The sequence below is a fragment of the Bradyrhizobium sp. USDA 4472 genome, assembly GCF_054058595.1.
This window is the reverse complement of the sequence record NZ_JBSSAM010000001.1, coordinates 824562-850214: the sequence shown is the minus strand read 5'-3', so window position 1 is coordinate 850214 and position 25653 is coordinate 824562. Positions and strand designations below refer to the sequence as shown.

Sequence of the window (25653 nt, the reverse complement as noted above, 5' to 3'; positions counted from 1 at the left end):
TTCTGCGGCGCCTGCTCTTGTCCCTAGCTGAGGCGCCTCGACGTCTACCGGACGAGCGCCTTGAATCATCCCATCGCCGGCGGGCAATCAATACTGGTCTGCATCACAAGCAATAGACCGCGCCTTCTACTCCAATCGTTTGCAAGCACGCGAACCTCAAACTCCTAAGCTGGAGATAATCAAGTGACTAACACCACTGCTTCAAACCCAACTTGCGGCATCTTCGATCATTTTGACGATAGTGGGCGCAACATCACCGAGCAATACGCAGACCGTTTAATGTTGGCCGAGGCCTACGATCGGCTCGGATTCTACGCCTATCATCTGGCCGAGCATCACTGTACCCCCCACGGACGAAGCCCGTCCCCGAACGTGTTTCTGTCCAGCGTCATACAGCGCACCCGCCGGCTTCGCGTCAACCAGTTGGTCATGCTGCTTAATCTGTACCACCCGTTGCGTGCCTTCGAGGAAATCTGCATGTTGGACCACTTGAGTAATGGCAGACTTGAAGTCGGTATTGGTCGTGGTTCACTCCCAATGGAGCTGACCTATTTCGGCGTGAATCCGGATGTGGCTTCTAGTCGCTACGAGGAAGCATCTCAGATCCTTGTCAATGCAATGAATGGCGGCATTCTAAACTATAGGGGCCAGCATTTTGTTTTGGACGATGTTCCCTTAACTCTTGCATCTCATCAGCGTCCGCACCCCCCGACGTGGGTCGCCACAAACCGGCCAGAGTCGGCCGGTTGGGCTGCGGCCAATGGCGCGAACCTTGCCTGTGTCGGACCGTCTTCTGTTGTTCGCAAAGTCACCGACGTATTTCGCGCTCATGGAAACCTTAGGCGCCCGGCCGACGGTGGGGACCTGTTTATTGCTTTGCTCCGCATGATTGTGATCGGACGTTCCCAGGCAGAGGCCTATTTGCTTGCCGCACCTGCTTACGAGCGGTGGCTCGCTAACTTTAAGTTCCTCTACGAAATGAACGACATACCGCTCCCGGCCAACCTTCCTCCGACCTTCGAGGCCGCAATCGCAAGCGAACTGTGCGTCGTAGGAACACGCGCTTCTGTGCGGCAGACCGTTCTTCAACATCTGGAAGAGGCCGGCGCTAATTATCTCCTTTGTCAGCCTGCATTTGGAAATCTGTCAGTCGATGCAGCCATCAATACCGCATCTGCCATCCACTCTGAGTTCATCGCGCCAGGCGGGTGATTGGCGCAGAATCACAGCTTGCGTGTGGTAGGCACAGTCAGAGGTTCCGGGCTTCTAGCGTTTGGCGAGAAACTTCAGTTCACCAGGAACGGGTAGCAGGGTGTCGGCATCAGACTTTGTCAAGCTCGATCTCGCCGTCGAGAACATTGAGCCCTCGAAGAGATAGTAAGACGAAAGCACGCCTTCGCTTGCTCGCGGAATCCTGAGTGCGCCCATCGAATTCCAACGCGCGAGCTACGCATTTGCCGCACCTGTTGAGCCATGCTCGCTTCAACGGCAACTAAGCCAATTCTGGGCACGCCAGGCCATTTTTCATTCCTTCAAACCTGATCCAGGACAATGGCATGGATCTTTTCGGCGTGCCCGACGCCAGCGTCGATCTTATCGGTCTTGACTTGAGCCCTGGGCGATCGCACAGCATCGATTTGGCCGGTACCAAAAGGGCGCGTAGCGCGCTGTCTCGGAATGCCGCTGGAGGTGCTGCTCAACAAGTTGGCCGCCACGTTCCGACTATTTGTGCGATGCCGTCGACAAAATCGCTAAGGCGACCCAGCCAGTGAACGAAAAGCGCACGTATCTGGTGCGGTTTCTGGTGCGGTGATTTCAGTCTGGCGACTTGGTGGCTGATAACTTATTGATTTATTTGGTGGGCCCGGCAGGACTCGAACCTGCAACCAGACCGTTATGAGCGGCCGGCTCTAACCATTGAGCTACAGGCCCCGCCGCGAGTCGGCTCGCGGGAATGCGCGGCCGGCAACGGTGCGGGGTTCGTTTACAGGGATGGAGGCGGGGGTGCAATGCCGGGTTGGGCGGATGGAGACGCCGGCGGCGTGGTTTACGAATTACCGAATTCTGTGATCGTGCCCTTATGCGCCTGTTTTGCCCGACGAGTCAACCGCTGTCCCCCGCGGTTTTGGTTTTTCCTGCCGTAAGGCGCTGTAATCGGCCGGCTTTCTACTGTGCATGGGGTTGTTTTCGCGTTTTGGCGGGAGGAGGCCCGCAGGCCCCCGGTCGCGCCGGCGATTGACCGGCGGCCGGCCGCCCGCTCAGTCCACCGAGACCCCGGCGAACTCCACGACCTTGCGCCACTTCTCGGTCTCGTCGGCGACGAGCCTGCCGAACTCGGCCGGCGTCATCGGCCTCGGAATGCCGCCGGTCTCGGCGAGGCGCGCGACCAGCTTCGGGTCCCTCAGCGCTTCGCCGACCGCCTTGTTGAGGATCTCGACGATCTCGCCAGGCGTGCCCTTCGGCGCGGAGATGCCGTAGAACCCGACCGATTCGAAGCCCGGCACGGTCTCGGCGATGGCGGGCACGTCGGGCAGGGCGGGCCAGCGCTGCGGCGAGGTCACGCCGAGCGCGCGGACGCTGCCGCCCTTCGCCTGCTCGAGCGCGGAAGGCAGGTTGTCGAAGATCAGCTGCACCTTGTTGGAGATGATGTCGGGGAAGGCGATCGCCGATCCGCGATAGGGCACGTGCACCATGTCGCACTTGGTCATCGCCTTGAACAGCTCCGCCGACATGTGCACCGAGGTGCCGTTGCCCGACGAGGCGAACGAGATCTTGCCGGGATTGGCCCTGCAATAGTCGATGAACTCCTGAACTGACTTCACCGGCATCGCGTTGGAGACGACCAGCATGTTGGTGAGCTGCATGATGCTCGCGACCGGCGTGGTGTCGCGCAGGAAGTCGAACGGCAGCTTCTTGTAGAGCGAGGTCGAGATCGCGTTGTTGGGCGCGACGAACAGCAGCGTGTAGCCGTCGGGGGCTGCGTTGATCGCGGCACCGGCCGCGATGTTGCCGCCGGAGCCGGCGCGGTTCTCGACGATGAATTGCTGACCGAGATGGTCCGACAGCCACTGCGCCATGATGCGCGCGACGATGTCGACCGGGCCGCCGGCGGCAAAGCCGATCAGCCAGTGCACGGGCCGGTCGGGGTAGGCGGCGGAGGCCGGAGGGGAGGCGGCGAAAAGACCTGACAGAAAGACCAGCCCGAAAACAGCGCACCGCAAAATTCGCAACATGTCGCCTCCCGTTGTTCTATCGTCGTTGTGGGCATGCTTTCACAAAAACCGCCCGCTGCCTACATCGCCTCTCGTCGATGTTGACGCAGGCGCAGCCGGAACGATCATGAAGTTCGCTTTTCCCATTCTTCTCGGCGCGGCACTGCTCGCGAGCCCCGCCGCCGCTCAAACCGGAGGCAACGCCATTCCGACCACCACGATCAGTTTGGGCACCGCAACGCCGGGCGGCGGCTTCCCGCTTTATGGCAACGCCTTCGCCGAGGTGATGAATGCAGCGGATGGCTCGCTCACCATCGCACCCCGCAACACCAAGGGCAGCAACGAAAACATTCCGCTCCTGGAGAAAGGCGAGCTCGATCTCGCTTTGGTCGCGGGCGAGCCGGCCTATGAGGCCTTTGCCGGCATCGGCCGGGCGAAGGTCGCGCTGAAGATCCTGACGGCGATCTATTCCAACCCCGGCATGTTCGTGGTGCGGGCCGACAGCCCCTACAAGACCATCCACGATCTCGTCGGACAGCCGATCGCGTTCGGCGCCAAAGGTTCGGGCCTGCCGATCCTGGCGCGCTACGTGCTCGACGGTCTCGGCCTGAAGCAGGACGAGGACTTCAAGGCCGTCTATCTCGACCGCGCCGGCGACGGGCCTGCGATGGTCGAGGATGGCCGCGTCGCCGCGCTCTGGGGCGCCGGCATCGGCTGGCCCGGGTTTGCCGCGGTCGCATCGAGCGCGTCAGGCGCGCGCTTCATCGCGCCCGATGCCGACGAGATCACGCGCATCCGTGCCAGGCACGCGTTCCTTAAACCGCTCACCGTGCCGGCCGGCTCCTATCCCAAACAATCCGAGTCGATCGCCTCGCTCGGTTCCTGGAGTTTTGTCCTCACGCGCGAGGATCTGCCCGACGACGTCGCCTATCGTCTCGCCAAGACGCTGCACGGCGTGGAAGCAACCTTCTGCAAGAAGCTGGCGCAGGCCTGCGAGACCACGGCGGCGAACACCGTCGCCGCAGCACCGAGGCCGGAGCTGATTCATCCGGGCGTGATGAAATATTTTCGCGAGATCGGAGTTGTGAAGTAGCGAATGGCCTGTGGTGAGTGGCGAATGGAGCTAGTCCTATTCGCCCGCTCCTATTGGCCATTCGCTAACCTCACTTCTTCACCAGTGGGCACGCCGGGTCCGGCGGGCCAAAGGCCTTCTCGCCGGAAATCGTCGCGAGGATCTTGTAATAGTCCCACGGATATTTGCTTTCCCCGGGCGTCTTCACCTGCACCAGCCAAAGGTCGTGCACCATCAGATTGTCGTCGCGCAAGTGACCGTTGCGGGCGAAGAAATCCTCGACCGGCGTCTCGCGCATTTTCGCCGCGACCTTGAGCGGATCGTCGGTGCCGGTGGCCTTGATGGCATTGAGATAGTGCATCACGCTGGAATAGACGCCGGCCTGCCACATCGTCGGCATCTTGTTCGTCTTGGCGAAATAGCGCTTCGACCATTCGCGGGTCTTGTCGTCCATGTCCCAATAGAACGAGGTCGTTAGCAAGAGGCCTTGCGCCGCCTGCAGGCCGAGGCCGTGGATGTCGGTGATCAGCGCGAGCAGCGCCGCCATCTGCTGGCCGCCCTTGAAGACGCCGAATTCCGAGCCGGTCTTGATCTCGTTCATGTTGTTGGGCGGGCCGGCCGCGATGCCGATGATCTTGGCCTTGGAGGCCTGCGCCTGCAGCACGAAGGAGGAGAGGTCGGGCGTCGCCAGCGGCGGCTTCACCGAGCCCAGCACCTTGCCGCCATTGGCGGTGATGACGCCGGAGGCATCACGCTCCAGCGAATGACCGAAGGCGTAGTCGTCGGTGATGAAGAACCAACTGTCACCGCCGCGCTTGACCACGGCGTCCGCGGTGCCGACCGCGAGCGCCCGGGTGTCGAACACCCACTGCATCGCATAAGGCGAGCAGAACTTGCCGTGGAAATCGGCGGTACCGGTGGAGTGGGTGATGAACAGCCGCTTCTTCTCGTTGGCGATGTTCTGCACCGCGAGGCCAACGGCCGAGACCGGCACGTCGACGATCAGATCGACCTGGTCGACGTCGTACCAGCGCCGGGCGATCGCGCCGCCGACATCGGCCTTGAGCTGGTGGTCGCCGACCACGATGCTGATCGGCTTGCCGAGCACAGAGCCACCGAAATCGTCGATTGCCATCTGCGCAGCCGTCACCGAACCCTGGCCGGTTGGCGCCGAGGCCGGGCCGTTCATGTCGGTGAGAACGCCAATCTTGACGATGTCGTCGGACACCTGCGCCGACGCCGCACCCGTCAGTAGCGCTGCCGTCAAGGCGGCGGCGACCGGCAGTCCAAATCTCGCTGGATTCACGATTGTCCTCCCCTGATCCGGCGCGTTGGCCGAAAGTTGTCTGTCCCGGGTACGGCCCGGCTGAATTGGTTTCTTTTGCAACTATTTGGGGGTGGGCGTCAATCTCAGCCCGCGAAGCGGATCCGCCCGGCGCGGGAGGGGATCGCAGCCGGCAGGCCCCTCGGCGCGTGCAATCAACGTGCCGGTTGATTGGGCGAAACTTCCCAATGGCCTGCCTCGGCGCGCTGACCCGCGCATCGTGAACTTGCCTTCCTTTCGTGGCTCAAACCAAGTGCCATTGCTTGTTGCCCGCGCGACGGCCACATCCGTCACGAGTGTGGCGCAATCGATGATCATGATCGCGTCGTTTTCAATGGAAACCTGTCATGGCCGTTCGCCGACTGACCGTTGCATTTGCGCTGCTCTGCGGCCTTGCCGGGGGCGTTGCGGCCTCGTTTGCCGAGGAGCGTGCGATTGTCCTGGCCTCGACGACATCGACGCAGGACACTGGCCTGCTCGATTATCTGTTGCCTATTGTCCGCGACAGGACCGGCATCGCGGTGACGGTGATCGCGCGCCGCAGCGACGAGGTGCTCGACGTTGCACGACGAGGCGAGGTCGACGTCGTGTTGATGCATGCCCGGCCACAGGAGGAGAAGTTCGTCGCCGACGGCTTTGGCGCGAAGCGATTCGACGTCATGTACAGCGATTTCGTTTTGGTCGGGCCGAAGAGCGATCCCGCCGGTGTGAAGGGCAAGGACATCGCGACTGCGCTAAAGGCCATCGAGGCCAAGGGGGCGCCGTTCGTGACGCGCGGCGATCGGTCCGGCACCCATGCGGCGGAGCTTGCACTCTGGATCGTCGCCGGCATCGATATCGCGAGCGTCAAGGGCGCCTGGTATCGCGAGAGCGGGTACGGCATGACTGCCGCCCTCGACGCGGCTCGCACGGCCAACGCCTATGTGCTCGCAGATCGCGGCAGCTGGATTGCCTATAAGGACCGCGGCGATCTCGACGTCGTCGTCGAGGGCGACAAGCGGCTGCTCAACCAATACGGCGTGATGCTCGTGAATCCGGAAAAATTTCCGAACGTCAGGAAGGAGCTCGGGCAGGCCTTCATTGACTGGCTGATCTCGCCGGAGGGGCAGGCGGCGATCGCCAACTACAAGGTCGACGGGCAGCAGGTGTTCTTTCCGAACGCGGAGAAGCCAGGCGGCTGAAGGACGAGGCACGAGCGGTTGCCAAACTGCGCGATGCGTGGTCCATCATGAGGCATGACCCAGCGCCTGCCCCCCTCGCTGACGCCGCTAGACACCGCGCTCGCTATGCTTTTGCGCGGCGTTGATCCGGTTGAGCCGGTCCAATTGCCGCTGGATGAAGCGGCCGACTGTATCTCCGCGGGGATGCCGTTGCTGCCGGCCCATCCGCCGCGAGACATCGCGGCCGTCGATGGCTGGGCGCTGTGCGCCAACGATCTGGTCGGCGCGTCCTCCTATTCGCCGCTGCCTCTGGCCGAGCTTCCAGTGTGGGTCGAGACCGGTGATGCGATGCCGGCGGGATGCGATTGCGTGCTCGATGCTGATGCGGTCGGGGTATCGGGCCCACTCGCCCAGGTGCTGGTGGAAGGCGTTCCGGGACAAGGCGTCGCGCGTGCCGGTAGCGATATCGCCGGGAACGCGCCCGTGGTCACAGGGGGATATCCCGTCGGTGCAGCGGCCCTGCTGCTCGCCCGTGTCGCCGGGCGCGACCAGCTAAGTGTCAGGCGGCCGCGGCTGCGCATCGTCAACGTGCCCGGCGGGACCGCGACGATGCAGATGATCGCCAGCCTCGCACGCAAGGCAGGACTCGATGTGAGCGCCCATCAAGCTGCCTCGCGCGGTACGGCATCGATCGGGGAGGCGCTCGATGCCTCAGCCTGCGATCTCCTGCTGACGATCGGAGGCAGCGGCGTCGGCCATGCGGATGGCACGGTCGCGGCGCTGGTTCAGCGCGGAGCGCAGCTTGATCATGGCCTTGCGCTCCAGCCCGGACGCACCGCGGCCTCAGGGCGGATCGGAAAAGTTCCCGTCGTCGTCTTGCCCGGATCGCCAGCTCAGGCGCTGGCGGTCTGGCTTGCGCTGGTGCTTCCGCTGATCGATCGATTTTCGGCTCGGCAGCCGCGCCGCGCAGTGACCCTGCCGCTTGCGCGAAAGATCGCTTCCAGCGTCGGCATTGCCGAGATCGCCCTGCTGGCCGAGGAACATAAGACGTGGCGGCCGCTTGCCGTGGGCGAATGGCCGCTCCAGGCCATGGCCGGCGCGGATGCATGGTTGCTCATTCCCGCCAGCCACGAGGGATTTGCCGCGGGCGAGCCGGCCGATGCTTATTTGATGCGGGAATGATATGGGTTCCGGCATGACGATGATCCCAAAGCCGCCAGACCGAAGCGCACTTGAGCAGGAGCAATTCCTCAAAATCCTCTCCCGCGAGGAGGCGCTGGCGCGCTTTGACGATGCGCTGTTCCCGCGCGCAGTCCCGAGCGAAACGCGCAAGCTTGCCGACGCGATCGCCGCAGCGCTGGCAGAAGACATCCCCGCGCCGATGGACGTGCCGCCATTCGATCGCTCCAATGTCGACGGTTTTGCCGTGCGCTCGGCGGATCTTTCAGTCGCCGGTGAGGGCGCGCCGGTGCGGCTCGCCGTCACCGGCGAGACCATTCATTGCGGCACCGTGCCGGCGCTGCAAGTGACCGCGGGAACCGCAACGCCGATCGCAACCGGCGGACCGCTTCCCCGCGGCGCCGATGCCGTGGTGATGGTCGAGCACACCCAGCCGGCCGGCGCTGATGCGATCGACGTCCGTCGCGCCATATCGCCGGGGCAGTTCGTATCCTACGCCGGATCTGACATCGCACGTGGCGAGACGCTGCTACGCGCCGGCACGATCATCGGCTCGCGCGAGATCGGCATGTTGGCGGCCTGCGGGATCGCCGAGGTGAAGGTCGCGCGCAAGCCGCGCGTTGCGGTGATCTCGACCGGCGACGAATTGGTGCAGCCCGGCGACACGCTCCCGCCGGCCGCAATCTACGACACCAACGGGGCGATTGTCGCGGCTGCGATCGACGAGAACGGCGGCGAGGCTGTCTTTCTTGGCGCCATTCCCGACGATGAAGCCAAGCTCGAAGCCGCGATGCGCGATGCGCTGGCGGCTGCCGACATGCTGGTGCTGTCAGGCGGCACGTCGAAAGGCGCGGGCGACCTGTCCCATCGCATCATCGGCCGGCTCGGCAGGCCCGGCATCATTGCGCACGGTGTCGCCCTCAAGCCCGGCAAGCCGCTGTGTCTGGCGGTGTGCGACGGCAAGCCGGTGGTGATCCTGCCGGGCTTTCCGACATCGGCGATGTTCACCTTCCATGACATGATCGTGCCGTCACTGCGCAAGATGGCTGGCTTGCCGCCGCGCTCCGATACCGTGGTGAATGCGACCGTGCCGGTGCGCGTTGCGTCGGAGCTTGGCCGGACCGAATTCGTCATGGTTTCGCTGGTCGAGGGCAATGATGGATTGATCGCCTATCCCTCCGGCAAGGGCTCCGGCGCGATCACATCGTTCGCACAGGCCGACGGCTTTTTGCGTATCGACGCGCTCGCTGACCAGATGCCGGCCGGCACGATGACCGAGGTGACTCTGTTCACGCCGCACGTGCGCGTGCCTGATCTCGTCATCGTCGGCAGCCACTGCACCGGCCTCGATCTCGTCACCACGCCTCTCGCGCATGCAGGTCTGATGGTGCGCTCGATTGCGGTCGGCAGCCTGGGCGGACTTGCAGCCGCAAAGCGCGGCGAATGCGATCTCGCGCCGATCCATCTGTTCGACCACAAGAGCGAGACCTACAACACGCCTTATCTCGTCGAAGGACTCGAGCTGGTGCCGGGCTGGCGGCGCATGCAGGGTATCGTCTTCCGCAAGGGTGACAAGCGTTTCGAAGGGCTTGGTGCGAAGGAGGCCGTCGCCGTCGCGCTCGCCGATCCCACCTGCATCATGGTCAATCGAAACCAGGGCGCCGGCACGCGCATCCTGATCGACCGGCTGCTCGGTGGCGCCCGCCCTGAGGGATACTGGAACCAACCGCGTTCGCACAATGCCGTCGCGGCGGCCGTCGCGCAGCACCGCGCCGACTGGGGGATGACCATTGCGCCGGTCGCCCATGCCGCCGGCCTCGCTTTCATTCCGCTCTCGGAAGAGCATTATGACTTCGCGCTGGTGACGGCGCGAAAGCAGCGGCCCGCGGTGCAGGCTTTTCTCGATGCCCTCGGTTCGGGCGAGGCGCGTACGGCGCTGGAGCGAGCCGGCTTCCGACCCGCTTAGACAATCGGCTTTCGGCCGCGGCGCCAATGCATTCCGGGCCTACGTTATGACGCCTCGTCGGTGCCGCTGGAGGCGGCTTGCGCGGCGCGTTCACGCTCCTCGGCTTCGGCGAGCGCACGCTGCGCGGCGGGCGGCAGCGGCTTCGGGGCCGCAGGGACCTCAACGATCGTGTCGCTGCCCGTGGCCTGGTGGCTCAGCCGCTTGGTGCGATCGATCGCGATCGAGAGATCGAATACGAAATCGACGACCGTGAAAATGGCATTCAGGAGCGGGTCGATCATGGCTGGTCCGGAGGCATGTCCCGACCAGTGGTCGCTGCCGGGCTCGACCCGGTTCGATGTCCCGTTGAACTCCATCAGGCCGCATCATCCAGCGCCGCCAGCCGCTCTGCTTCGGCGATGTCCTCCACCGTGTTGGCATTGAAGAACGGATCGAGCGGCTCGGCAGGCCACCTCACCGTCGCGAGCGGATAGCGCGCGGTCCAGCGGTCGATCTTGCGGACATCCTCGACGACCAAGGCGTGGCGCAGCTCGGCGCGCAAGGCGACGCGCCACAAGCCGATCACCGGATGCGACTGATTGCCTGATGCGGCGACCGCGAGCTGGGCGTTCTCTCGCAGGCGCCCGCCGTGCAGGGCCGCGACGAGGTCGCGCGGCAGGAACGGGCAGTCACCGGCGGCGCTGAGCACCCATTCGATCTGCGGCCGGTTCGCTGCGGTCCAGTCGAGCGCGGCGAGGATGCCGGCGAGCGGGCCGGGGAAGCCGGGCACATCGTCGGCAATGACCTGCAAGCCGAACCGCGCGAAGCGTGCCGGGTCACCATTTGCGTTGAGGATCAGCCCGTCGCATTGTGGCTTGAGGCGCGCGATCACGCGCTCCAGAATGGTGCGTCCGCCGATCGTGCGCATCGGCTTGTCGCCGCCGCCCATGCGGCGTGCGAGACCGCCGGCGAGCAGCACGCCTTGCGTCAGCGGAGTTTCAGTCGTCACCACTTTCACCCTTGCGCTTGTGCCTTGCCGATTCCTCCTCGACGTAAGCGAGATTCTGGTCGTAGACGATCCGCTCCTCGCCGGCGAGTACGATGAACCGCTTTCCGCGGGTGCGTCCAACCAGCGTCAGGCCCACTTGTCGCGCGAGATCGACGCCCCATGCGGTAAAGCCGGAGCGCGATACCAGGATCGGAATGCCCATGCGCACCGTCTTGATCACCATTTCCGAGGTGAGGCGTCCCGTGGTGTAGAGGATCTTGTCGGAAGCATCGACGCCGTGGCGGTACATCCAGCCCGCGATCTTGTCGACGGCGTTGTGGCGGCCGACGTCCTCGGTGTAGCAGAGCGGCTCGCCCTCCCTGCACAGCACGCAGCCGTGGATCGCGCCGGCCTCGAGATAGAGCGAGGGCATGGTGTTGATGGTCTGGGTCATCTGGTAGAGCCAGGAGGTGCGCAATGCGGCCTTCGGCAGTGCGACGCTTTCGACCGCTTCCAAGAGGTCGCCGAAGGCGGTGCCCTGCGCGCAGCCCGACGTCTGCGTCCGCTTCTTCAGCTTGGCTTCGAAATTGGTGTGGTGCTCGGTGCGCACGACGACGACCTGGAGGTCGTCGTCGTATTCGACCTCGGTGACAGCGTCATTGTATTTCAGCATGTTCTGGTTCAGCAGGTAGCCGAGCGCCAGATATTCCGGATAGTCGCCGATCGTCATCATGGTGACGATCTCCTGCGAATTCAGATAGAGCGTCAGCGGTCGCTCCATCGGGACCTTGATCTCCACCCTGGCGCCGGTCTGGTCGGTTCCGGTCACGCTCTGGGTCAGGCGCCGGTCGTCGGGGTTTGGGATAATCAGGGGCACCGGGACTTTATCGATCTTCATCATGGCCGCGACGTTAGCATGACATTCGGGTCAAGCCGATATAAGCATGCCCACAATGCTTAAGTAGACGGTTCCAGCCGCGTCATGCGGCTGGCGGAGATCGAACTGTTATGAAAGTCATCGGCCTTGCAGGCTGGAGCGGTGCGGGCAAGACCACGCTGTTGACGCGACTGATCCCGCATTTCAACGCGCGGGGCCTGCGCGTCTCCGTGATCAAGCATGCGCATCACCAGTTCGACGTCGATGTGCCCGGCAAGGATTCGTGGCGCCATCGCGAGGCCGGTGCGGCCGAGGTGCTGGTGGCCTCGTCGAACCGCTGGGCGCTGATGCACGAACTGCGCGGTGCAGCCGAACCGCGATTGCCGGAGCTGCTGAGCAAGCTGTCCGAAGCCGATCTCGTCGTGGTCGAGGGTTTCAAGCGTGAGCCGCATCGCAAGATCGAGGTGCATCGCGCCGGCAACGGCAAGCCGCTGCTGTTTCCTGACGATCCCGGTATTGTCGGAATTGCAACCGACGCGGCGGTTGAAACCCGGCTGCCGACTGTCCATCTCGACGATATCGAGGCTGCGGCGGCGTTGCTGCTGCATGCGGCGATGCCGGCCGAGGAAGCGGTGGTAAGAAGCGCGGCGAGGCGCTGACGAGGCACCATGGCGCAACTGTCGGACGATTGCTTTGCTTTCGGCGGACCGATGATGTCGGTCGACGAGGCCGTGGGCCTGATCACGGCACGCGTCAGCGCGATTGCTGACATCGAGACGGTGGCGCTTGATGACGCCGACGGGCGCGTGCTGGCGCGCGATATCGCAGCGCCGCTGCCGCTGCCGCCTTTCACCAACTCCGCGGTCGATGGTTACGCCGTTGGCAATGTCGACCTTCCACAAGAGGCGGAACAGGCATTCCCGCTCGACGGGCGCATCCAGGCCGGCGGCTCTGCACAAGCGCCGATCAAGCCTGGTCACACCGCGCGCATTTTTACCGGCGCGCCGATGCCGCCGGGGGCCGGGACGGTCTTCATGCAGGAAGACGTCCGCGTCGATGCATCAGGCAAGATCGTGCTGCCGTCCGGGCTGAAGCCCGGCGCCAATGTTCGCCCGGCGGGGGAGGACATTCCCGTTGGCCACGTCGCGCTGCGCGCCGGCCAGCGGCTGCGGCCGCAGCATGTCGCGCTTGCGGCGGCATTCGGCCTTGTCAGGTTCGAGGTCGTCAGGCGTATTCGCGTGGCGGTGTTCTCCACGGGCGATGAGCTCGCCTCGCCGGGCGAGTCGCGTGCGGCGTCGCAGCTGTTCGATTCCAACCGTTTCATGCTCATGGCGATGCTGCGCCGTCTGGGCTGCGAGGTCTCGGATCTCGGCATTCTGCGCGACGAACGCACTTCGCTGGCGAACGGATTGAAGCAGGTCGCGGGAGGCCATGATCTCATCCTCACCACCGGCGGTGTCTCGACCGGCGAGGAGGACCACGTCAAGGCGGCGGTCGAGAGCGTCGGCTCACTGGTGCTGTGGCGGATGGCGATCAAGCCGGGCCGGCCGGTGGCGATGGGCATCATTGGCGGCACGCCGCTGATCGGGCTGCCCGGCAATCCCGTCGCGAGCTTTGTCACCTTTGTCCACGTGGTGCGGCCAACGGTGCTCGCGCTCGCCGGCAGTCTGCCGGAACCGCTGGTGCCGATCCCGTTGCGCGCGGCGTTCACTTACAAGAAAAAGCTGGGCCGCCGCGAATATGTGCGTGCCTCCTTGCGACGTGGACAAGATGGTACGCTCGAAGCCGTCAAGTTTCCGCGCGAAGGGGCCGGGCTGTTGTCGTCGTTGGTGGAGACCGATGGCCTGATTGAACTGGGCGAGGATATCGCGCGCGTGGAGCCGGGTGAGGACGTAGGTTTTCTGTCCTATGCAGCCCTCATCTGAAGCCCTTGCGTTGACGCCCTTGATCACTCCCGCCATGTTGCGCCCATGACCAGAACGACGCTCGATCTCACCGGGCTGAAATGCCCGCTGCCCGCCTTGAAGACACGCAAGGCGCTGAAACCATTGCAGCCGGGCGATCAGCTTGAAGTCCACTGCACGGATCCGTTGTCGGTAATCGACATTCCGAACCTTATCCGTGAGACGGGCGATAGGGTGGAGATCACCGAGCGCAACGAGGCGCGCATCGTGTTCTTGATAGAAAAGACGAATGGTTCGATAGAAAGCGCCAATGCTGCGCTGCGTTCTTAGGCGCGTTACTGCGCCGATACCGACCTTTTATCTATCGACATCGATCACAGCTTCTGCCCCAATCGACTTTGTGCTCTCGGCCGCGGCGGTTGAGTCTTCTCCGCGATGCGCGGAGCAGCGGGCCAGGCACGCAAGCCTGCATATCGTATCGGGCATAGACCCCCGGCCGAGGGGTTAACGTTTTCAGATGCGCGTGACGATCCTGGCGCGTGTCGGGTGATTGTGCGGAGCAGCAGGGACGGCTGCGCCGCAATGGGCTGAGGAACAGAAGCGTAGCGGCAGTCTTGCTCAGAAGGGCAGCTGCAGGGGAGGAGTGCATGACGACAATTGAGAGCGCTGGAAGAATTTCGGGCGCCGGCGCCGGTTTTCTGGATCGCGAGCGCACGATCGCCAAGGCCGGCTTCAATCGCTGGCTGGTGCCGCCCGCGGCGCTGTGCATCCATCTGTGTATCGGTATGGCCTATGGCTTTTCGGTGTTCTGGCTGCCGCTCTCCCGTGCGATCGGATTGACTGCGCCGAAGGCCTGCCCGGATATGTCGCTGTGGTCGGAGCTCTTCACGACGACCTGCGACTGGAAGGTCGCAAGCCTAGGGTGGATGTTCACCCTGTTCTTTGTCCTGCTTGGCGTCTCCGCCGCGATCTGGGGCGGCTGGCTTGAGCGGGCCGGTCCGCGCAAGGCCGGCTTCGTTGCCGCGCTTTGCTGGGGGGGCGGCCTCCTGATCGGCGCGCTCGGCATCTACGTCCATCAACTCTGGATCATGTGGCTCGGGGCTGGCGTCATCGGCGGCGTCGGGCTCGGCCTCGGCTACATCTCGCCGGTCTCGACGCTGATCAAGTGGTTCCCCGATCGGCGCGGCATGGCGACCGGCATGGCCATCATGGGCTTTGGCGGTGGTGCGATGATCGGCGCGCCATTCGCCAATCTGCTGATCAACTACTTCAAGTCGTCGAGCGACGTCGGTGTGTGGCAGACCTTTGTCGTCATGGGTGTCGTCTATTTCATCTTCATGACTATCGGTGCCTTCGCCTATCGCGTGACGCCAGGTGGCTGGAAGCCTGAGGGTTGGACGCCGCCAAGCGAAAACAAATCGATGATCACCGAGCATCATGTCCACCTGAACAACGCGCACAAGACGCCGCAGTTCTGGCTGATCTGGTGGGTGCTGTGCTTGAACGTGTCGGCCGGTATCGGCGTCATCGGCATGGCCTCGCCGATGCTGCAGGAAATCTTTGCCGGCAAGCTGATCGGACATCCCGAGCTCACCTTCAGTCAGCTCTCGGCCGATCAGAAGACCGTGATCGCCGGCATTGCGGCGGGCTTTGCCGGTCTGCTCTCGCTGTTCAACATCGGCGGCCGTTTTGCCTGGGCGTCGCTGTCCGACTATATCGGCCGCAAGAACACGTATTATACGTTCTTTATTCTCGGCATCGTGCTCTACGCGCTGGCGCCAACCTTCGCAGCGATGGGTTCGAAGCTGCTCTTCGTGCTCGGCTTCGGAATCATCCTGTCGATGTATGGCGGCGGCTTCGCGACCGTGCCGGCCTATCTCGCCGACATGTTCGGGACCCAGTTCGTCGGCGCCATCCATGGACGGCTGCTGACGGCATGGTCCACTGCGGGGATCATCGGCCCAGTCGTGGTGAACTACATCCGCGAGTTTCAGCTCGCGGCGGGCGTGCCCCGTGATCAGTTGTACAACACGACCATGTACATACTCTGTGCGATGCTGATCGCGGGTATCATCTGCAACTACCTCGTCAAACCGGTCAATTCGAAATGGTACATGAGCGAGGCGGAGGTCGCGAAGTTGCAGGCGGCGAACGCTGGTGCGGGTCCGGTCCAGACCGGCTCGTTCGGGATCGGCACCGGCGGCCTGGATGGCAAGGCTGCGCTGTTCTGGCTGTTCGTCGGCATCCCGCTGATTTGGGGTGTGTACAAGACGCTCCAGAGCGCCTGGCAGATCTTCTGATCGCAAAGCCATATCGTCGCGGGATGCCGACTGTTCGGCATCCCGCGACATCTGTCTTCCAAATCGAAAATGGGACCCAGGGGGATTTCCGATGCTTCGCACTCGTATCTGCCTTGCCGCCGTGCTGCTGGCCGCAGGCCTTCACACCGCATCCGCACAGACGGCAACCACGCCGGCTAATCCGGCGCCTGCCGCGACGACCACCGCCAAGCCGGCGGGCAAGATCAAGCTCACCATGCAGAAGCTGAAAGAGATGAAGGCGAAGTGGGCCGCCAACAAGCCGAAGCTGAAGGCGTGCCGCGCCGAGGTGAAGGCCAAGGGACTGATTGGCGACGACCGCTGGTTCTTCATCCAGGACTGCATGGAGAAGACCTGACAAGGTTCCGCGCTCAACTCGCTCAAAGCGGCGTGGCAGGGCGGCTGGCCGCCCCCTAAATGATGACAAAGACGCTCTAAATTCGCTTGGCATCTGGTATGCCAGACGCTAGAGTTGCCTGGAAATGAAGCCTGAACAGCGCGGCGGGCAATCCGGTTCCCCGATTGTCAGGCGTGGAAGTAAGGGCGGATCGCGATGGGTTATCTCGCTCAGAGATCATTGCGCTTTTGAGGAGAACGCGACGTTTCCATGAGCAGCAACGACGACGTTCACAAGGTCAGGGACTTCGAGCATCCGGGCGAGGGGCGCCGGCGCGCCAAGGCGACGCCCAAGGGCAGGCAGGTCGATCCCACAGCCGCACACGAGATCGAGCAATTGCTCGGCGACAAGCCCCGGCGGCGCGATCTCCTGATCGAATATCTGCACCTGATCCAGGATACCTATCACCAGATATCGGCTGCGCATCTTGCCGCGCTCGCCGACGAGATGAAGCTTGCCTTCGCCGAAGTGTTCGAGACCGCGACCTTCTACGCGCATTTCGATGTGGTGAAGGAAGGCGAGCCCGACGTCGCGCCGCTGACGATCCGTGTCTGCGATTCGTTGACCTGCGCCATGCTCGGCGGCGAAAAGCTGCTCGCGGATCTGCAAGACGCTGCGGGCCCGGGCATCCGCGTCGTGCGTGCGCCTTGCGTCGGCCGGTGCGACAGCGCGCCTGCCGCCGAGGTGGGCCACAACTTCGTCGATCATGCGACCGTGGCCAATGTGATGGCGGCGGCACAGGCCGGCGACACTCACGCGCATCTGCCCAAACATATCGGCTACGACGCCTATGTCGCCGGCGGCGGCTATAAGCTGCTCAATCGCGTGCGCTCCGGTGGACTGTCGACGGACGATTTGCTGAAGTCGCTCGACGACGCCTCGTTGCGCGGCCTCGGTGGCGCCGGCTTCCCGACCGGGCGCAAATGGCGCGCAGTGCTCGGCGAGCCAGGTCCGCGATTGATGGCGATCAACGGCGACGAGGGCGAGCCCGGTACGTTCAAGGATCGTGTTTACCTGGAGAGCGACCCACATCGTTTCATCGAGGGCATGCTGATCGGCGCGCATGTGGTGCAGGCCTCCGACGTCTACATCTACATTCGCGATGAATATCCGGCCTCCCGCGAGATCCTGACGCGCGAGATCGCAAAACTTCCCGCAGGCGGCCCGACGCTGCACATGCGCCGCGGCGCCGGCGCTTACATCTGCGGCGAAGAATCCTCGCTGCTCGAAAGCATCGAGGGCAAGCGCGGCCTGCCCCGGCATAAGCCGCCTTATCCGTTCCAGGTCGGCCTATTCGGCCTGCCGACGCTGATCAACAACATCGAGACGCTGTGGTGGGTGCGCGACATCGTCGAGAAGGGCGCCGACTGGTGGAAGGGCCATGGCCGCCATGAGCGTCATGGCCTGCGCAGCTTCTCGGTTTCGGGCCGAGTCAAAAATCCCGGCATGAAGCTCGCACCCGCGGGCATCACCGTGCGCGAATTGATCGACGAATATTGCGGCGGCATGGCCGATGGCCATCAGTTCTACGCGTATCTTCCCGGTGGTGCGTCCGGCGGTATCCTGCCGGCGTCGATGGATGACATCCCGCTCGATTTCGGCACGCTGGAGAAATACGGCTGCTTCATCGGTTCGGCCGCGATCGTGATCCTGTCGCAAAAGGACAGCGTGCGCGCAGCCGCGCTCAACCTGATGAAGTTCTTCGAGGACGAGAGCTGCGGCCAGTGCACGCCGTGCCGGGTCGGAACCCAGAAGGCGGCGCAGCTGATGCAGAAGCCGGTCTGGAACCGCGCATTGCTGGAAGAATTGAGCCAGGCGATGCGCGATGCCTCGATCTGCGGCCTCGGACAGGCGGCCTCGAATCCGCTGTCCTCCGTGATCAGATATTTCCCTGACGAGTTCAAGGAAGCGGCCGAATGACGAAGATTACGTTCGAGCTCGACGGCAAGCAGGTCGAGGCTAATGCCGGCGAGACGATCTGGCAGGTCGCCAAACGCCAGGGCCGCGACATCCCGCATCTCTGCTATTCGCCTGCGCCCGACTATCGCCCCGACGGCAATTGCCGCGCCTGCATGGTCGAGATCGAGGGCGAGCGCGTGCTGGCGGCATCGTGCAAGCGGACACCATCGGTCGGCATGAAGGTAAAGACCGAATCCGCGCGCGCGACGGCCGCGCAGAAGATGGTGATGGAGCTGCTGGTCGCCGACCAGCCGGCGCGCGAGACCAGCCACGATCCGGATTCGAAGTTCTGGCATTGGGCTGAAGCCACAGGGGTCACCGAGAGCCGCTTTCCCGCGGCCGAGCGCTGGGAGACCGACGCCAGCCATCCGGCGATGCGGGTCAATCTCGATGCCTGCATCCAGTGCGGCCTCTGCGTGCGCGCCTGCCGCGAGGTCCAGGTCAACGACGTCATCGGCATGGCCTACCGTAATCACGGCGCCAAGATCGTGTTCGATTTCGACGATCCCATGGGCGAGTCCACTTGCGTCGCCTGCGGCGAGTGCGTGCAGGCCTGCCCGACCGGCGCGCTGATGCCGGCCGTGATGCTGGACGAGGCGCAGACCCGCGTCACCTATGCCGACAGGAAGGTGGATTCACTCTGCCCGTTCTGCGGCGTCGGCTGCCAGGTGACCTATGAGGTCAAGGACGAGAAGGTGATCTATGCCGAGGGCCGCGACGGCCCCGCCAATCACAACCGTCTCTGCGTCAAGGGTCGTTTCGGCTTCGACTACATCCATCATCCGCATCGCCTGACCAAGCCGCTGGTGCGGCTGCCGAATGCGAAGAAGGATGCCAACGACCAGGTCGATCCCGCCAATCCCTTCACGCATTTCCGCGAAGCGAGCTGGGAGGAAGCGCTCGACCTGGCGGCCAAGGGCCTCGCGAAAATCCGCGACGAGAAGGGCTCCAGGGCGCTGGCCGGCTTCGGCTCTGCCAAGGGCTCGAACGAAGAGGCCTATCTGTTCCAGAAATTGGTGCGCACCGGTTTTGGTTCGAACAATGTCGATCACTGCACCCGGCTGTGCCACGCCTCGTCGGTGGCAGCGCTGTTCGAAGGCTTGAGCTCCGGCGCAGTGTCCGCGCCGTTCTCGGCTGCGATGGATGCCGAGGTCATCATCGTGATCGGCGCTAACCCGACCGTGAACCATCCGGTCGCTGCGACCTTCATCAAGAACGCGGTCAAGCAGAACGGCGCCAAGCTGTTCGTGATGGATCCTCGCCGGCAGTCGTTGTCGCGTCATGCCACCAAGCATCTGCAGTTCAAGCCCGGCTCCGACGTCGCCATGCTGAACGCGATGATTCATACCATCATCACCGAAGGCTTGACCGACGACCAGTACATCGCCGGCTACACCGAGGGGTTCGAGGACCTCAAGGAGAAGATCAAGGAGTTCACCCCTGAGAAGATGGAGGCGATCTGCGGCATCCCGGCGCAAACGCTGCGCGAGGTGGCGCGGACCTATGCCCGCGCGAAATCCTCGATCATCTTCTGGGGCATGGGCATCAGCCAGCACGTCCACGGCACCGATAATGCGCGCTGCCTGATCGCGCTGGCGCTGATCACCGGACAGGTCGGCCGGCCCGGCACGGGCCTACATCCGCTGCGCGGCCAGAACAACGTGCAGGGCGCTTCCGATGCCGGCCTGATCCCGATGTTCCTGCCGGACTACCAGCCGGTCGGCCGCGACGACATGCGCGGCGCCTTCGAGAAGCTGTGGGGCCAGGAGCTCGATCCCGTGCGCGGCCTGACCGTCGTCGAGATCATGAACGCGATCCATGCCGGCGAGATCAAGGGCATGTATGTCGAGGGCGAGAACCCTGCGATGTCCGATCCCGATTTGCAGCATGCGCGCGGTGCGCTCGCCATGCTCGATCATCTCGTGGTTCAGGATCTCTTCGTCACCGAGACCGCGTTCCATGCCGACGTGATCCTGCCGGCCTCGGCATTCGCGGAAAAGGACGGCTCCTTCACCAACACCGATCGACGCGTGCAGCTCGCACGCCAGGTGATCAAGCCGCCCGGTGATGCGCGCCAGGATCTCTGGATCATCCAGGAGATCGGCAGGCGCATGGGCCTGCCGTGGAATTATTCCGGCCCGGGCGATGTCTACACCGAGATGGCCGAGCTGATGCCGTCGCTGAAGAACATCAGCTGGGAGCGGCTGGTGCGCGAAGGCGCGGTCACCTACCCGGCCGATGATCCGAACAAGCCCGGCAACGAGATCATCTTCACCACCGGCTTCCCGACGGAAAGCGGCCGCGGCAAGATCGTGCCGGCCAAGGTCATTCCGCCGGACGAGCTGCCTGATGCCGAATATCCGATGGTTCTCTCGACCGGCCGCGTGCTGGAGCACTGGCACACCGGCTCGATGACCCGCCGCGCGCAGGTGCTCGACCAGATCGAGCCGGAAGCGGTTGCGTTCATGTCGCCGAAGGACATGCGCAAGAAGCAGCTCGTGCCCGGCGATTTCATTCGCCTGGAGACCCGTCGCGGCGCGATCGAGGTCAAGGTCCGCTCCGACCGCGACGTGCCGGAAAACATGGTGTTCATGCCGTTCTGCTACGCGGAAGCGGCGGCGAACCTTTTGACCAACCCGGCACTCGACCCGTTCGGCAAGATTCCGGAGTTCAAGTTCTGCGCGGCACGTGCCGAGCGCGCGGAGATGAGGGATGCGGCGGAGTAGGGCGCGGTCGTCGTTTGACGGCGCAGCCCGGCGCCAACCACGGTGTCGTCCTGGCGAACGCCAGGACGACGGCTAGGGTGTCGCTTCGCACCTCGCAATGACGGTGTTAGAAGTGGCGCATGTCCAAAGTCACCCCGGCCACCCGCGCGCTCACAGCCGCAGGCGTGGTCTTCACGGTCCATATCTACGACTACGACCCTGATGCCGAGAGCATCGGCCTCCAGGCCGCTGCCGCGTTGGCCGAAGATCCCGCGCGTGTCCTCAAGACGCTGATGGCGCTGGTGGATGGCAAGCCGGTCTGCGTGATCGTTCCGTCCGATCAGGAAGTCTCGATGAAGAAGCTCGCCGCCTCCGTCAGCGGCAAGTCGGCGCAGATGATGAAGCCGCCGGAGGCTGAGCGCGTCACCGGCTACAAAGTCGGCGGCATCAGTCCGTTCGGGCAGCGCAAGCAGGTCCGCACCGTGATCGAGCAGAGTGCGCTTGCGCACGGGCTGGTCTATCTCAATGGCGGTCAGCGCGGCCTGCAGGTGCGCATGAAGCCAACTGATGTGCGGGACATCGTGAAGGCGGTCGTCGCGGACGTGCTGGCGTGAGCGTTTTGCCTACTGCTTCTGCAACAATTTGAGCCGGCAACGCAGCGCCTCGCGGATATGCGCGCGCGCGAGCTGCTCGGCCTTGTCACCGTCGCGCGCGGCGATGGCTTCGATGATGGCCTGGTGCTCGCCGTGACTGGTCGAGGGACGACCTGTCACGGTGAAGGTGGTCGGGCCAAGCAGGGCGATCCAGTCCTGCAATTCGCGGGACGCGTTGTCGAGGTAGCGGTTGCGCGCGGCGCGGCAGATTGCTTCATGAAAGGCGCGGTTGAGCTTCGCCATCTCGGCGGCGTCGGTCTCGGACGCCTCGACAAGGGCTTGCTCGATATCCCTGAGCGCGTCGATCTCCGGAGCTGATGCGTGCTCGGCGGCAAGGCGCGCCGAGGCGCCTTCCATGATCTCGCGCATGGCGTAGAGCTCGAGCACTTCCGATATGTCGAGGTTGCGCACGATCAGCCCGCGGCCAGCGGCGGGCGCCACGAAACCGCGGGCGGCGAGCCGGCCCAGCGCTTCGCGCACCGGCGTGCGGCTGACCTTCAGCCGCTGCGCGACCTCCTCCTCGCGCAGGCGGTCGCCGGCCCGGTAGCTGCCGGCCTGGAGCGCCTCGCAGAGCGAGCGGAACACGGCTTCGCCGAGTGCCACGCCGCCGCCGCGCGTGATCGATCCGCTTGCCTTTGCCGGGCGTCTGGCCATGAACCCTCGAAATGCAGCCTGCCCATGCAGAGATGCCGCTTGCAGCGCTTATGTATATCTTTGCATACAAAAGTACGCAATGGCTGTCGGGGTTGACCAAGGCCGCCAGCGAGCAGAATGTCTCCAACTTCGTCGCATCGGACCGAGGGAATGGGCAGCAAATACGATGTGCTGGTGATCGGCGGCGGCAACGCGGCGCTGTGCGCGGCGATCTCGGCGCGCCGTGGCGGTGCATCCGTGTTGGTTCTCGAAGGTGCGCCAAAGTTCTACCGTGGCGGCAACACCCGCCACACCCGCAACATGCGCTGCGCCCATGATGCCGCGACCGAAATCCTGACCGGGCCCTACACCGAGGAGGAGTTCTGGGAGGATTTGCTGCGCGTGACCGGCGGGCAAACCGACGAGGCGCTCGCCCGCCACATGATCCGGGAGTCCAAGGACATCCTGAACTGGATCGTGGAACAGGGTGTGCGCTGGCAGCCCTCGCTCGGTGGGACGCTGAGCCTCGGTCGCACCAACTCGTTCTTTCTCGGCGGCGGACGCGCGATGCTGAATGCGCTCTATCTCACCGCCGAGCGGCTCGGTGTGGACGTGGCATACGACGCTGAAGTCACCGATCTCGTGATCGAGGACGGCTTGTTTCTCGCCGCACGCCTCAAGCGACCGATCAAGGGCGCGACCGAGATTCGTGCCACGTCATTGGTCGCAGCAGCCGGCGGGTTCGAGGCCAACATCGAATGGCTGAAGCAATATTGGGGCGAGGCCGCCGACAACTTTCTGATCCGCGGCACGCCCTACAACCGCGGCTCGGTCCTGAAAATGCTGCTCGACAACGGCGTGCAGGAGGTCGGCGATCCCACCCAGTGCCATGCGGTCGCAATCGATGCGCGCGCGCCGAAATTCGACGGCGGCATCATCACGCGGCATGACTCGGTGGTGTTCGGCATCGTCGTCAACAAGCACGCCCAGCGCTTCTACGACGAGGGCGAGGACATCTGGCCGAAACGCTATGCCATCTGGGGACGGTTGGTCGCGGCGCAGCCCGACCAGATCGCCTACATCATCTTCGACTCGACAGTGGTCACGAGCTTCATGCCGACGCTGTTTCCGCCGATCGCCGGGCGGACCGTGGCAGAACTTGCCGGCAAGCTCGAGCTTGACCCCGGCGCGCTGGAAAAGACCGTCACCGAGTTCAATGCGGCGGTGCGGCCCGGGACGTTCGACCACACCATCCTGGACGATTGCGTGACCCAAGGCCTCACGCCGCCGAAGACGCACTGGGCGCGCAAGATCGAGACCCCGCCCTATCTCGCCTATCCGGTGCGGCCGGGCATCACCTTCACCTATCTCGGCACGCGCGTGAACAAGGAGGCACGGATGCTGATGGCTGACGGAAAACCGTCCGCCAACATGTTCGCCGCCGGCGAGATCATGGCCGGCAACGTGCTCGGCAAGGGGTATGCCGCCGGCATGGGCATGACCATCGGCAGTGTGTTCGGGCGGATCGCAGGACGGGAAGCGGCGAAACATGCACGGAACTAGAACTCTTGATGAAGCCGATCGTCTGATGACGGTCTGCAATTCATGCCGCTACTGCGAGGGTCTTTGCGCGGTATTCCCCGCGATGGAGATGCGGCGCGCCTTCTCCGACGGCGATCTCAACTATCTCGCCAACCTCTGCCATGCCTGCGGCGCGTGCTATGTCGATTGCCAGTTCTCGCCGCCGCACGAGTTCAACGTCAACGTTCCCAAGACGCTGGCGGTCGCGCGCGCGGAATCCTATGCGGCTTATGCCTGGCCGCAGGCGCTCTCCGGCGCGTTCGCCCGCAATGGTCTCCTCATCAGCATTGTCGCTGCGCTCAGCATGGCAGCTTTCATCCTCGGTTTCGCCGCGCTCAACGACCGCGGCGTGCTGTTCGGCGTGCACACCGGCCCCGGCGCATTCTACAAGCTGATGCCGCACAATGCGATGGCCGCGCTGTTCAGCGTTGCGTTCCTCTATGCCGTCCTTGCGCTGGTGATGAGCGTGCGCGCGTTCTGGCGCGACATCGGCCCGCCGATCGGCGGCCGAGCCGACGGTGGCTCAATCTTCCAGGCGATCCGCGATGCAGGCGAACTGCGCTATCTTCATGGCGGCGGCGTCGGCTGCTACAACGAGGACGACAAGCCGACCGACCGACGCAAATTTTTCCATCACCTGACGTTCTATGGCTTCCTTCTCTGCTTCGCCGCAACCTCGGTGGCCACACTGTATCACTATCTGCTGGGACGAGAGGCGCCGTATCCGTGGTGGGACCTGCCTGTGGTGCTAGGCACAGTCGGCGGCATCGGCCTCATCGTCGGCCCGATCGGCCTGTTCATGGCCAAGATGCGGCGCGATCCGGCGCTGCTCGACGAGCAGCGCTACGGTATGGATGTCGGCTTTATCGCCATGCTTTTCCTGACCGGCTTCACCGGCATGCTGCTTCTCGTGTTGCGCGAGACGGCCGCCATGGGGCTGCTGCTGGCGCTGCATCTCGGCGCGGTGTTCGCGTTGTTCATCACCATGCCGTATGGTAAGTTCGTGCACGGCATCTATCGCTTCGCGGCGCTGGTGCGTTATGCGCGGGAGCGGCGGACGGCGGCTTAGCCGTCAGGCTGTGCCAAAGCGGCCGTTGTTCAGAAACGCGATCGTCTGCTCGATCGCTACGCCGTGGCGTGGCAGTTCCGTATGGGACGCTTTCAGGACAATATGGTCGGCCATACCGGCCAATGTTGCGCTCTGAACTGAGACCCGTCCGTCATTCGGCGTCGGCAGAACGAAGAGACCAGCGACAGGATCGATGAAGCGGTTGCCTGCGATGACCCCGACGGGATAGTCCACCGCGGGCAGCGCGTCCGGCCGGCGCGCTGTCGTGAGTTCGAGCCCCGCCGGCCCGTAAAATCCGCGGTACAGCCGAGATCCGCTCAGGAGATCGGCAACCTCGCTGCCGCCATTCGGCGTGCCCAGCATTACGACGGCGCCGAGCCGGTCGGGCCGGTGTTTCGCGATATAGGCGCGCGTCACGAGACCGCCCATCGAATGTGCGACGAAATGGAGCGGAGCCTCACGTTCGGCGAAGCGGGCGATCGCCGGGTGGATATCGTCTGCGAGCGCCGCGATTGGCTTCTTGCGGCTCGCATAGTCGATGTTGAGCGTTGCGAATCCGGCCACCTGGAGCGCTCGCTCAAGCCTCTTGAGGGATGAGGAGCCGCGCGCGATGCCGTGAAGCAGAACCACTCCCGGACACCGCGCGCTGCCCATTTCAGGCGCTTCGCGCATCTCGC

22 protein-coding genes and 1 tRNA gene are annotated in these 25653 nt (G+C 64.1%); 15 read left to right on the top strand and 8 right to left on the bottom strand.

Annotated features, from left to right (window positions below):
- Positions 1–183: 183 nt before the first annotated feature.
- Positions 184–1212, top strand: a complete 1029-nt coding sequence (locus ACVWZ4_RS03990; protein WP_456701858.1) for an LLM class flavin-dependent oxidoreductase — start codon at positions 184–186, stop codon at positions 1210–1212.
- A gap of 644 nt (positions 1213–1856) precedes the next feature.
- On the opposite strand, the gene ACVWZ4_RS03985 is transcribed toward ACVWZ4_RS03990, so the two are convergent.
- Together ACVWZ4_RS03985 and ACVWZ4_RS03980 are read right to left on the bottom strand one after the other, a co-directional pair.
- A tRNA-Ile gene (locus tag ACVWZ4_RS03985) sits at positions 1857–1932 on the bottom strand.
- Positions 1933–2258: 326 nt separating this feature from the next.
- Complete coding sequence (locus tag ACVWZ4_RS03980; RefSeq protein ID WP_456701859.1) at positions 2259–3233, bottom strand: Bug family tripartite tricarboxylate transporter substrate binding protein; 975 nt, start codon at positions 3231–3233, stop codon at positions 2259–2261.
- 106 nt (positions 3234–3339) lie between these two features.
- On the opposite strand from ACVWZ4_RS03980, the gene ACVWZ4_RS03975 reads away from it, so the two are divergent.
- Positions 3340–4305 carry a TAXI family TRAP transporter solute-binding subunit gene (locus ACVWZ4_RS03975; protein WP_456739927.1) on the top strand — a complete coding sequence of 322 codons (966 nt, stop codon included), beginning with the start codon at positions 3340–3342 and terminating at the stop codon, positions 4303–4305.
- A gap of 70 nt (positions 4306–4375) precedes the next feature.
- On the opposite strand, the gene ACVWZ4_RS03970 is transcribed toward ACVWZ4_RS03975, so the two are convergent.
- On the bottom strand, positions 4376–5590 hold the full coding sequence (locus tag ACVWZ4_RS03970) for an ABC transporter substrate-binding protein (protein ID WP_456739926.1): 1215 nt from the start codon (positions 5588–5590) through the stop codon (positions 4376–4378).
- A gap of 365 nt (positions 5591–5955) precedes the next feature.
- Here ACVWZ4_RS03970 and ACVWZ4_RS03965 point away from each other — a divergent pair, with 365 nt between their 5' ends.
- The 3 genes from ACVWZ4_RS03965 to ACVWZ4_RS03955 are packed head-to-tail and all read left to right on the top strand — an operon-like array spanning position 5956 to position 9913.
- The gene (locus tag ACVWZ4_RS03965; RefSeq protein WP_456737682.1) at positions 5956–6789 is read left to right on the top strand and encodes a substrate-binding domain-containing protein; all 834 of its coding nucleotides are present in this window, start codon (positions 5956–5958) and stop codon (positions 6787–6789) included.
- A gap of 54 nt (positions 6790–6843) precedes the next feature.
- Positions 6844–7950 carry a molybdopterin-binding protein gene (locus ACVWZ4_RS03960; protein WP_456739925.1) on the top strand — a complete coding sequence of 369 codons (1107 nt, stop codon included), beginning with the start codon at positions 6844–6846 and terminating at the stop codon, positions 7948–7950.
- 13 nt (positions 7951–7963) lie between these two features.
- Positions 7964–9913, top strand: coding sequence for a molybdopterin biosynthesis protein (locus tag ACVWZ4_RS03955; protein WP_456739924.1), 1950 nt, complete (start codon positions 7964–7966; stop codon positions 9911–9913).
- A 44-nt stretch (positions 9914–9957) separates the two neighbouring features.
- Here the strand turns inward: ACVWZ4_RS03955 and ACVWZ4_RS03950 are convergent, their stop codons facing one another.
- From ACVWZ4_RS03950 to fdhD, 3 genes are read right to left on the bottom strand one after another with little or no spacing between them, the layout of a single operon-like run.
- Positions 9958–10269 (bottom strand): hypothetical protein, encoded by a 312-nt coding sequence (locus ACVWZ4_RS03950; RefSeq protein WP_456739923.1) that lies wholly within the window; start codon positions 10267–10269, stop codon positions 9958–9960.
- Entirely contained in the window at positions 10269–10910 is a 642-nt protein-coding gene (gene mobA / locus ACVWZ4_RS03945; protein ID WP_456737685.1) for a molybdenum cofactor guanylyltransferase MobA, read from the bottom strand. Before mobA ends, ACVWZ4_RS03950 begins: the two co-directional genes overlap by 1 nt.
- The gene (fdhD, locus tag ACVWZ4_RS03940) at positions 10891–11781 is read right to left on the bottom strand and encodes a formate dehydrogenase accessory sulfurtransferase FdhD (RefSeq protein ID WP_456701866.1); all 891 of its coding nucleotides are present in this window, start codon (positions 11779–11781) and stop codon (positions 10891–10893) included. The genes mobA and fdhD overlap by 20 nt, the downstream gene beginning before the upstream one ends.
- A 107-nt stretch (positions 11782–11888) precedes the next feature.
- On the opposite strand from fdhD, the gene mobB reads away from it, so the two are divergent.
- From mobB to ybaK, 8 genes are all read left to right on the top strand, one after another.
- Complete coding sequence (gene mobB / locus ACVWZ4_RS03935) at positions 11889–12416, top strand: molybdopterin-guanine dinucleotide biosynthesis protein B (protein WP_456739922.1); 528 nt, start codon at positions 11889–11891, stop codon at positions 12414–12416.
- A gap of 9 nt (positions 12417–12425) precedes the next feature.
- Positions 12426–13682: a molybdopterin molybdotransferase MoeA gene (locus ACVWZ4_RS03930; RefSeq protein WP_456763529.1), complete on the top strand. Its 1257-nt coding sequence runs from the start codon at positions 12426–12428 to the stop codon at positions 13680–13682.
- A gap of 45 nt (positions 13683–13727) precedes the next feature.
- Positions 13728–13991 carry a sulfurtransferase TusA family protein gene (locus tag ACVWZ4_RS03925; protein ID WP_456701869.1) on the top strand — a complete coding sequence of 88 codons (264 nt, stop codon included), beginning with the start codon at positions 13728–13730 and terminating at the stop codon, positions 13989–13991.
- 317 nt (positions 13992–14308) lie between these two features.
- The gene (locus tag ACVWZ4_RS03920) at positions 14309–15961 is read left to right on the top strand and encodes an OFA family MFS transporter (RefSeq protein ID WP_456739921.1); all 1653 of its coding nucleotides are present in this window, start codon (positions 14309–14311) and stop codon (positions 15959–15961) included.
- Positions 15962–16052: 91 nt separating this feature from the next.
- Positions 16053–16337 carry a hypothetical protein gene (locus tag ACVWZ4_RS03915; protein ID WP_456701871.1) on the top strand — a complete coding sequence of 95 codons (285 nt, stop codon included), beginning with the start codon at positions 16053–16055 and terminating at the stop codon, positions 16335–16337.
- A 249-nt stretch (positions 16338–16586) separates the two neighbouring features.
- A complete protein-coding gene (locus tag ACVWZ4_RS03910) occupies positions 16587–18296 on the top strand; it encodes an NADH-ubiquinone oxidoreductase-F iron-sulfur binding region domain-containing protein (RefSeq protein WP_456739920.1) in 1710 nt (569 codons plus the stop codon).
- On the top strand, positions 18293–21061 hold the full coding sequence (fdhF, locus tag ACVWZ4_RS03905; RefSeq protein WP_456763530.1) for a formate dehydrogenase subunit alpha: 2769 nt from the start codon (positions 18293–18295) through the stop codon (positions 21059–21061). Before ACVWZ4_RS03910 ends, fdhF begins: the two co-directional genes overlap by 4 nt.
- A gap of 119 nt (positions 21062–21180) precedes the next feature.
- Positions 21181–21654: a Cys-tRNA(Pro) deacylase gene (gene ybaK, locus ACVWZ4_RS03900; protein WP_456737691.1), complete on the top strand. Its 474-nt coding sequence runs from the start codon at positions 21181–21183 to the stop codon at positions 21652–21654.
- Positions 21655–21663: 9 nt separating this feature from the next.
- Here ybaK and ACVWZ4_RS03895 read toward each other — a convergent pair whose 3' ends face one another.
- Positions 21664–22347 (bottom strand): GntR family transcriptional regulator, encoded by a 684-nt coding sequence (locus ACVWZ4_RS03895; RefSeq protein WP_456701875.1) that lies wholly within the window; start codon positions 22345–22347, stop codon positions 21664–21666.
- A gap of 150 nt (positions 22348–22497) precedes the next feature.
- On the opposite strand from ACVWZ4_RS03895, the gene tcuA reads away from it, so the two are divergent.
- Together tcuA and tcuB are read left to right on the top strand one after the other, a co-directional pair.
- Entirely contained in the window at positions 22498–23889 is a 1392-nt protein-coding gene (gene tcuA / locus ACVWZ4_RS03890) for an FAD-dependent tricarballylate dehydrogenase TcuA (protein WP_456739919.1), read from the top strand.
- A complete protein-coding gene (gene tcuB, locus ACVWZ4_RS03885; protein ID WP_456739918.1) occupies positions 23876–24976 on the top strand; it encodes a tricarballylate utilization 4Fe-4S protein TcuB in 1101 nt (366 codons plus the stop codon). The genes tcuA and tcuB overlap by 14 nt, the downstream gene beginning before the upstream one ends.
- A 3-nt stretch (positions 24977–24979) precedes the next feature.
- Here the strand turns inward: tcuB and ACVWZ4_RS03880 are convergent, their stop codons facing one another.
- On the bottom strand, positions 24980–25648 hold the full coding sequence (locus ACVWZ4_RS03880) for an esterase/lipase family protein (protein ID WP_456739917.1): 669 nt from the start codon (positions 25646–25648) through the stop codon (positions 24980–24982).
- Between the last annotated feature and the right edge of the window lie 5 nt (positions 25649–25653).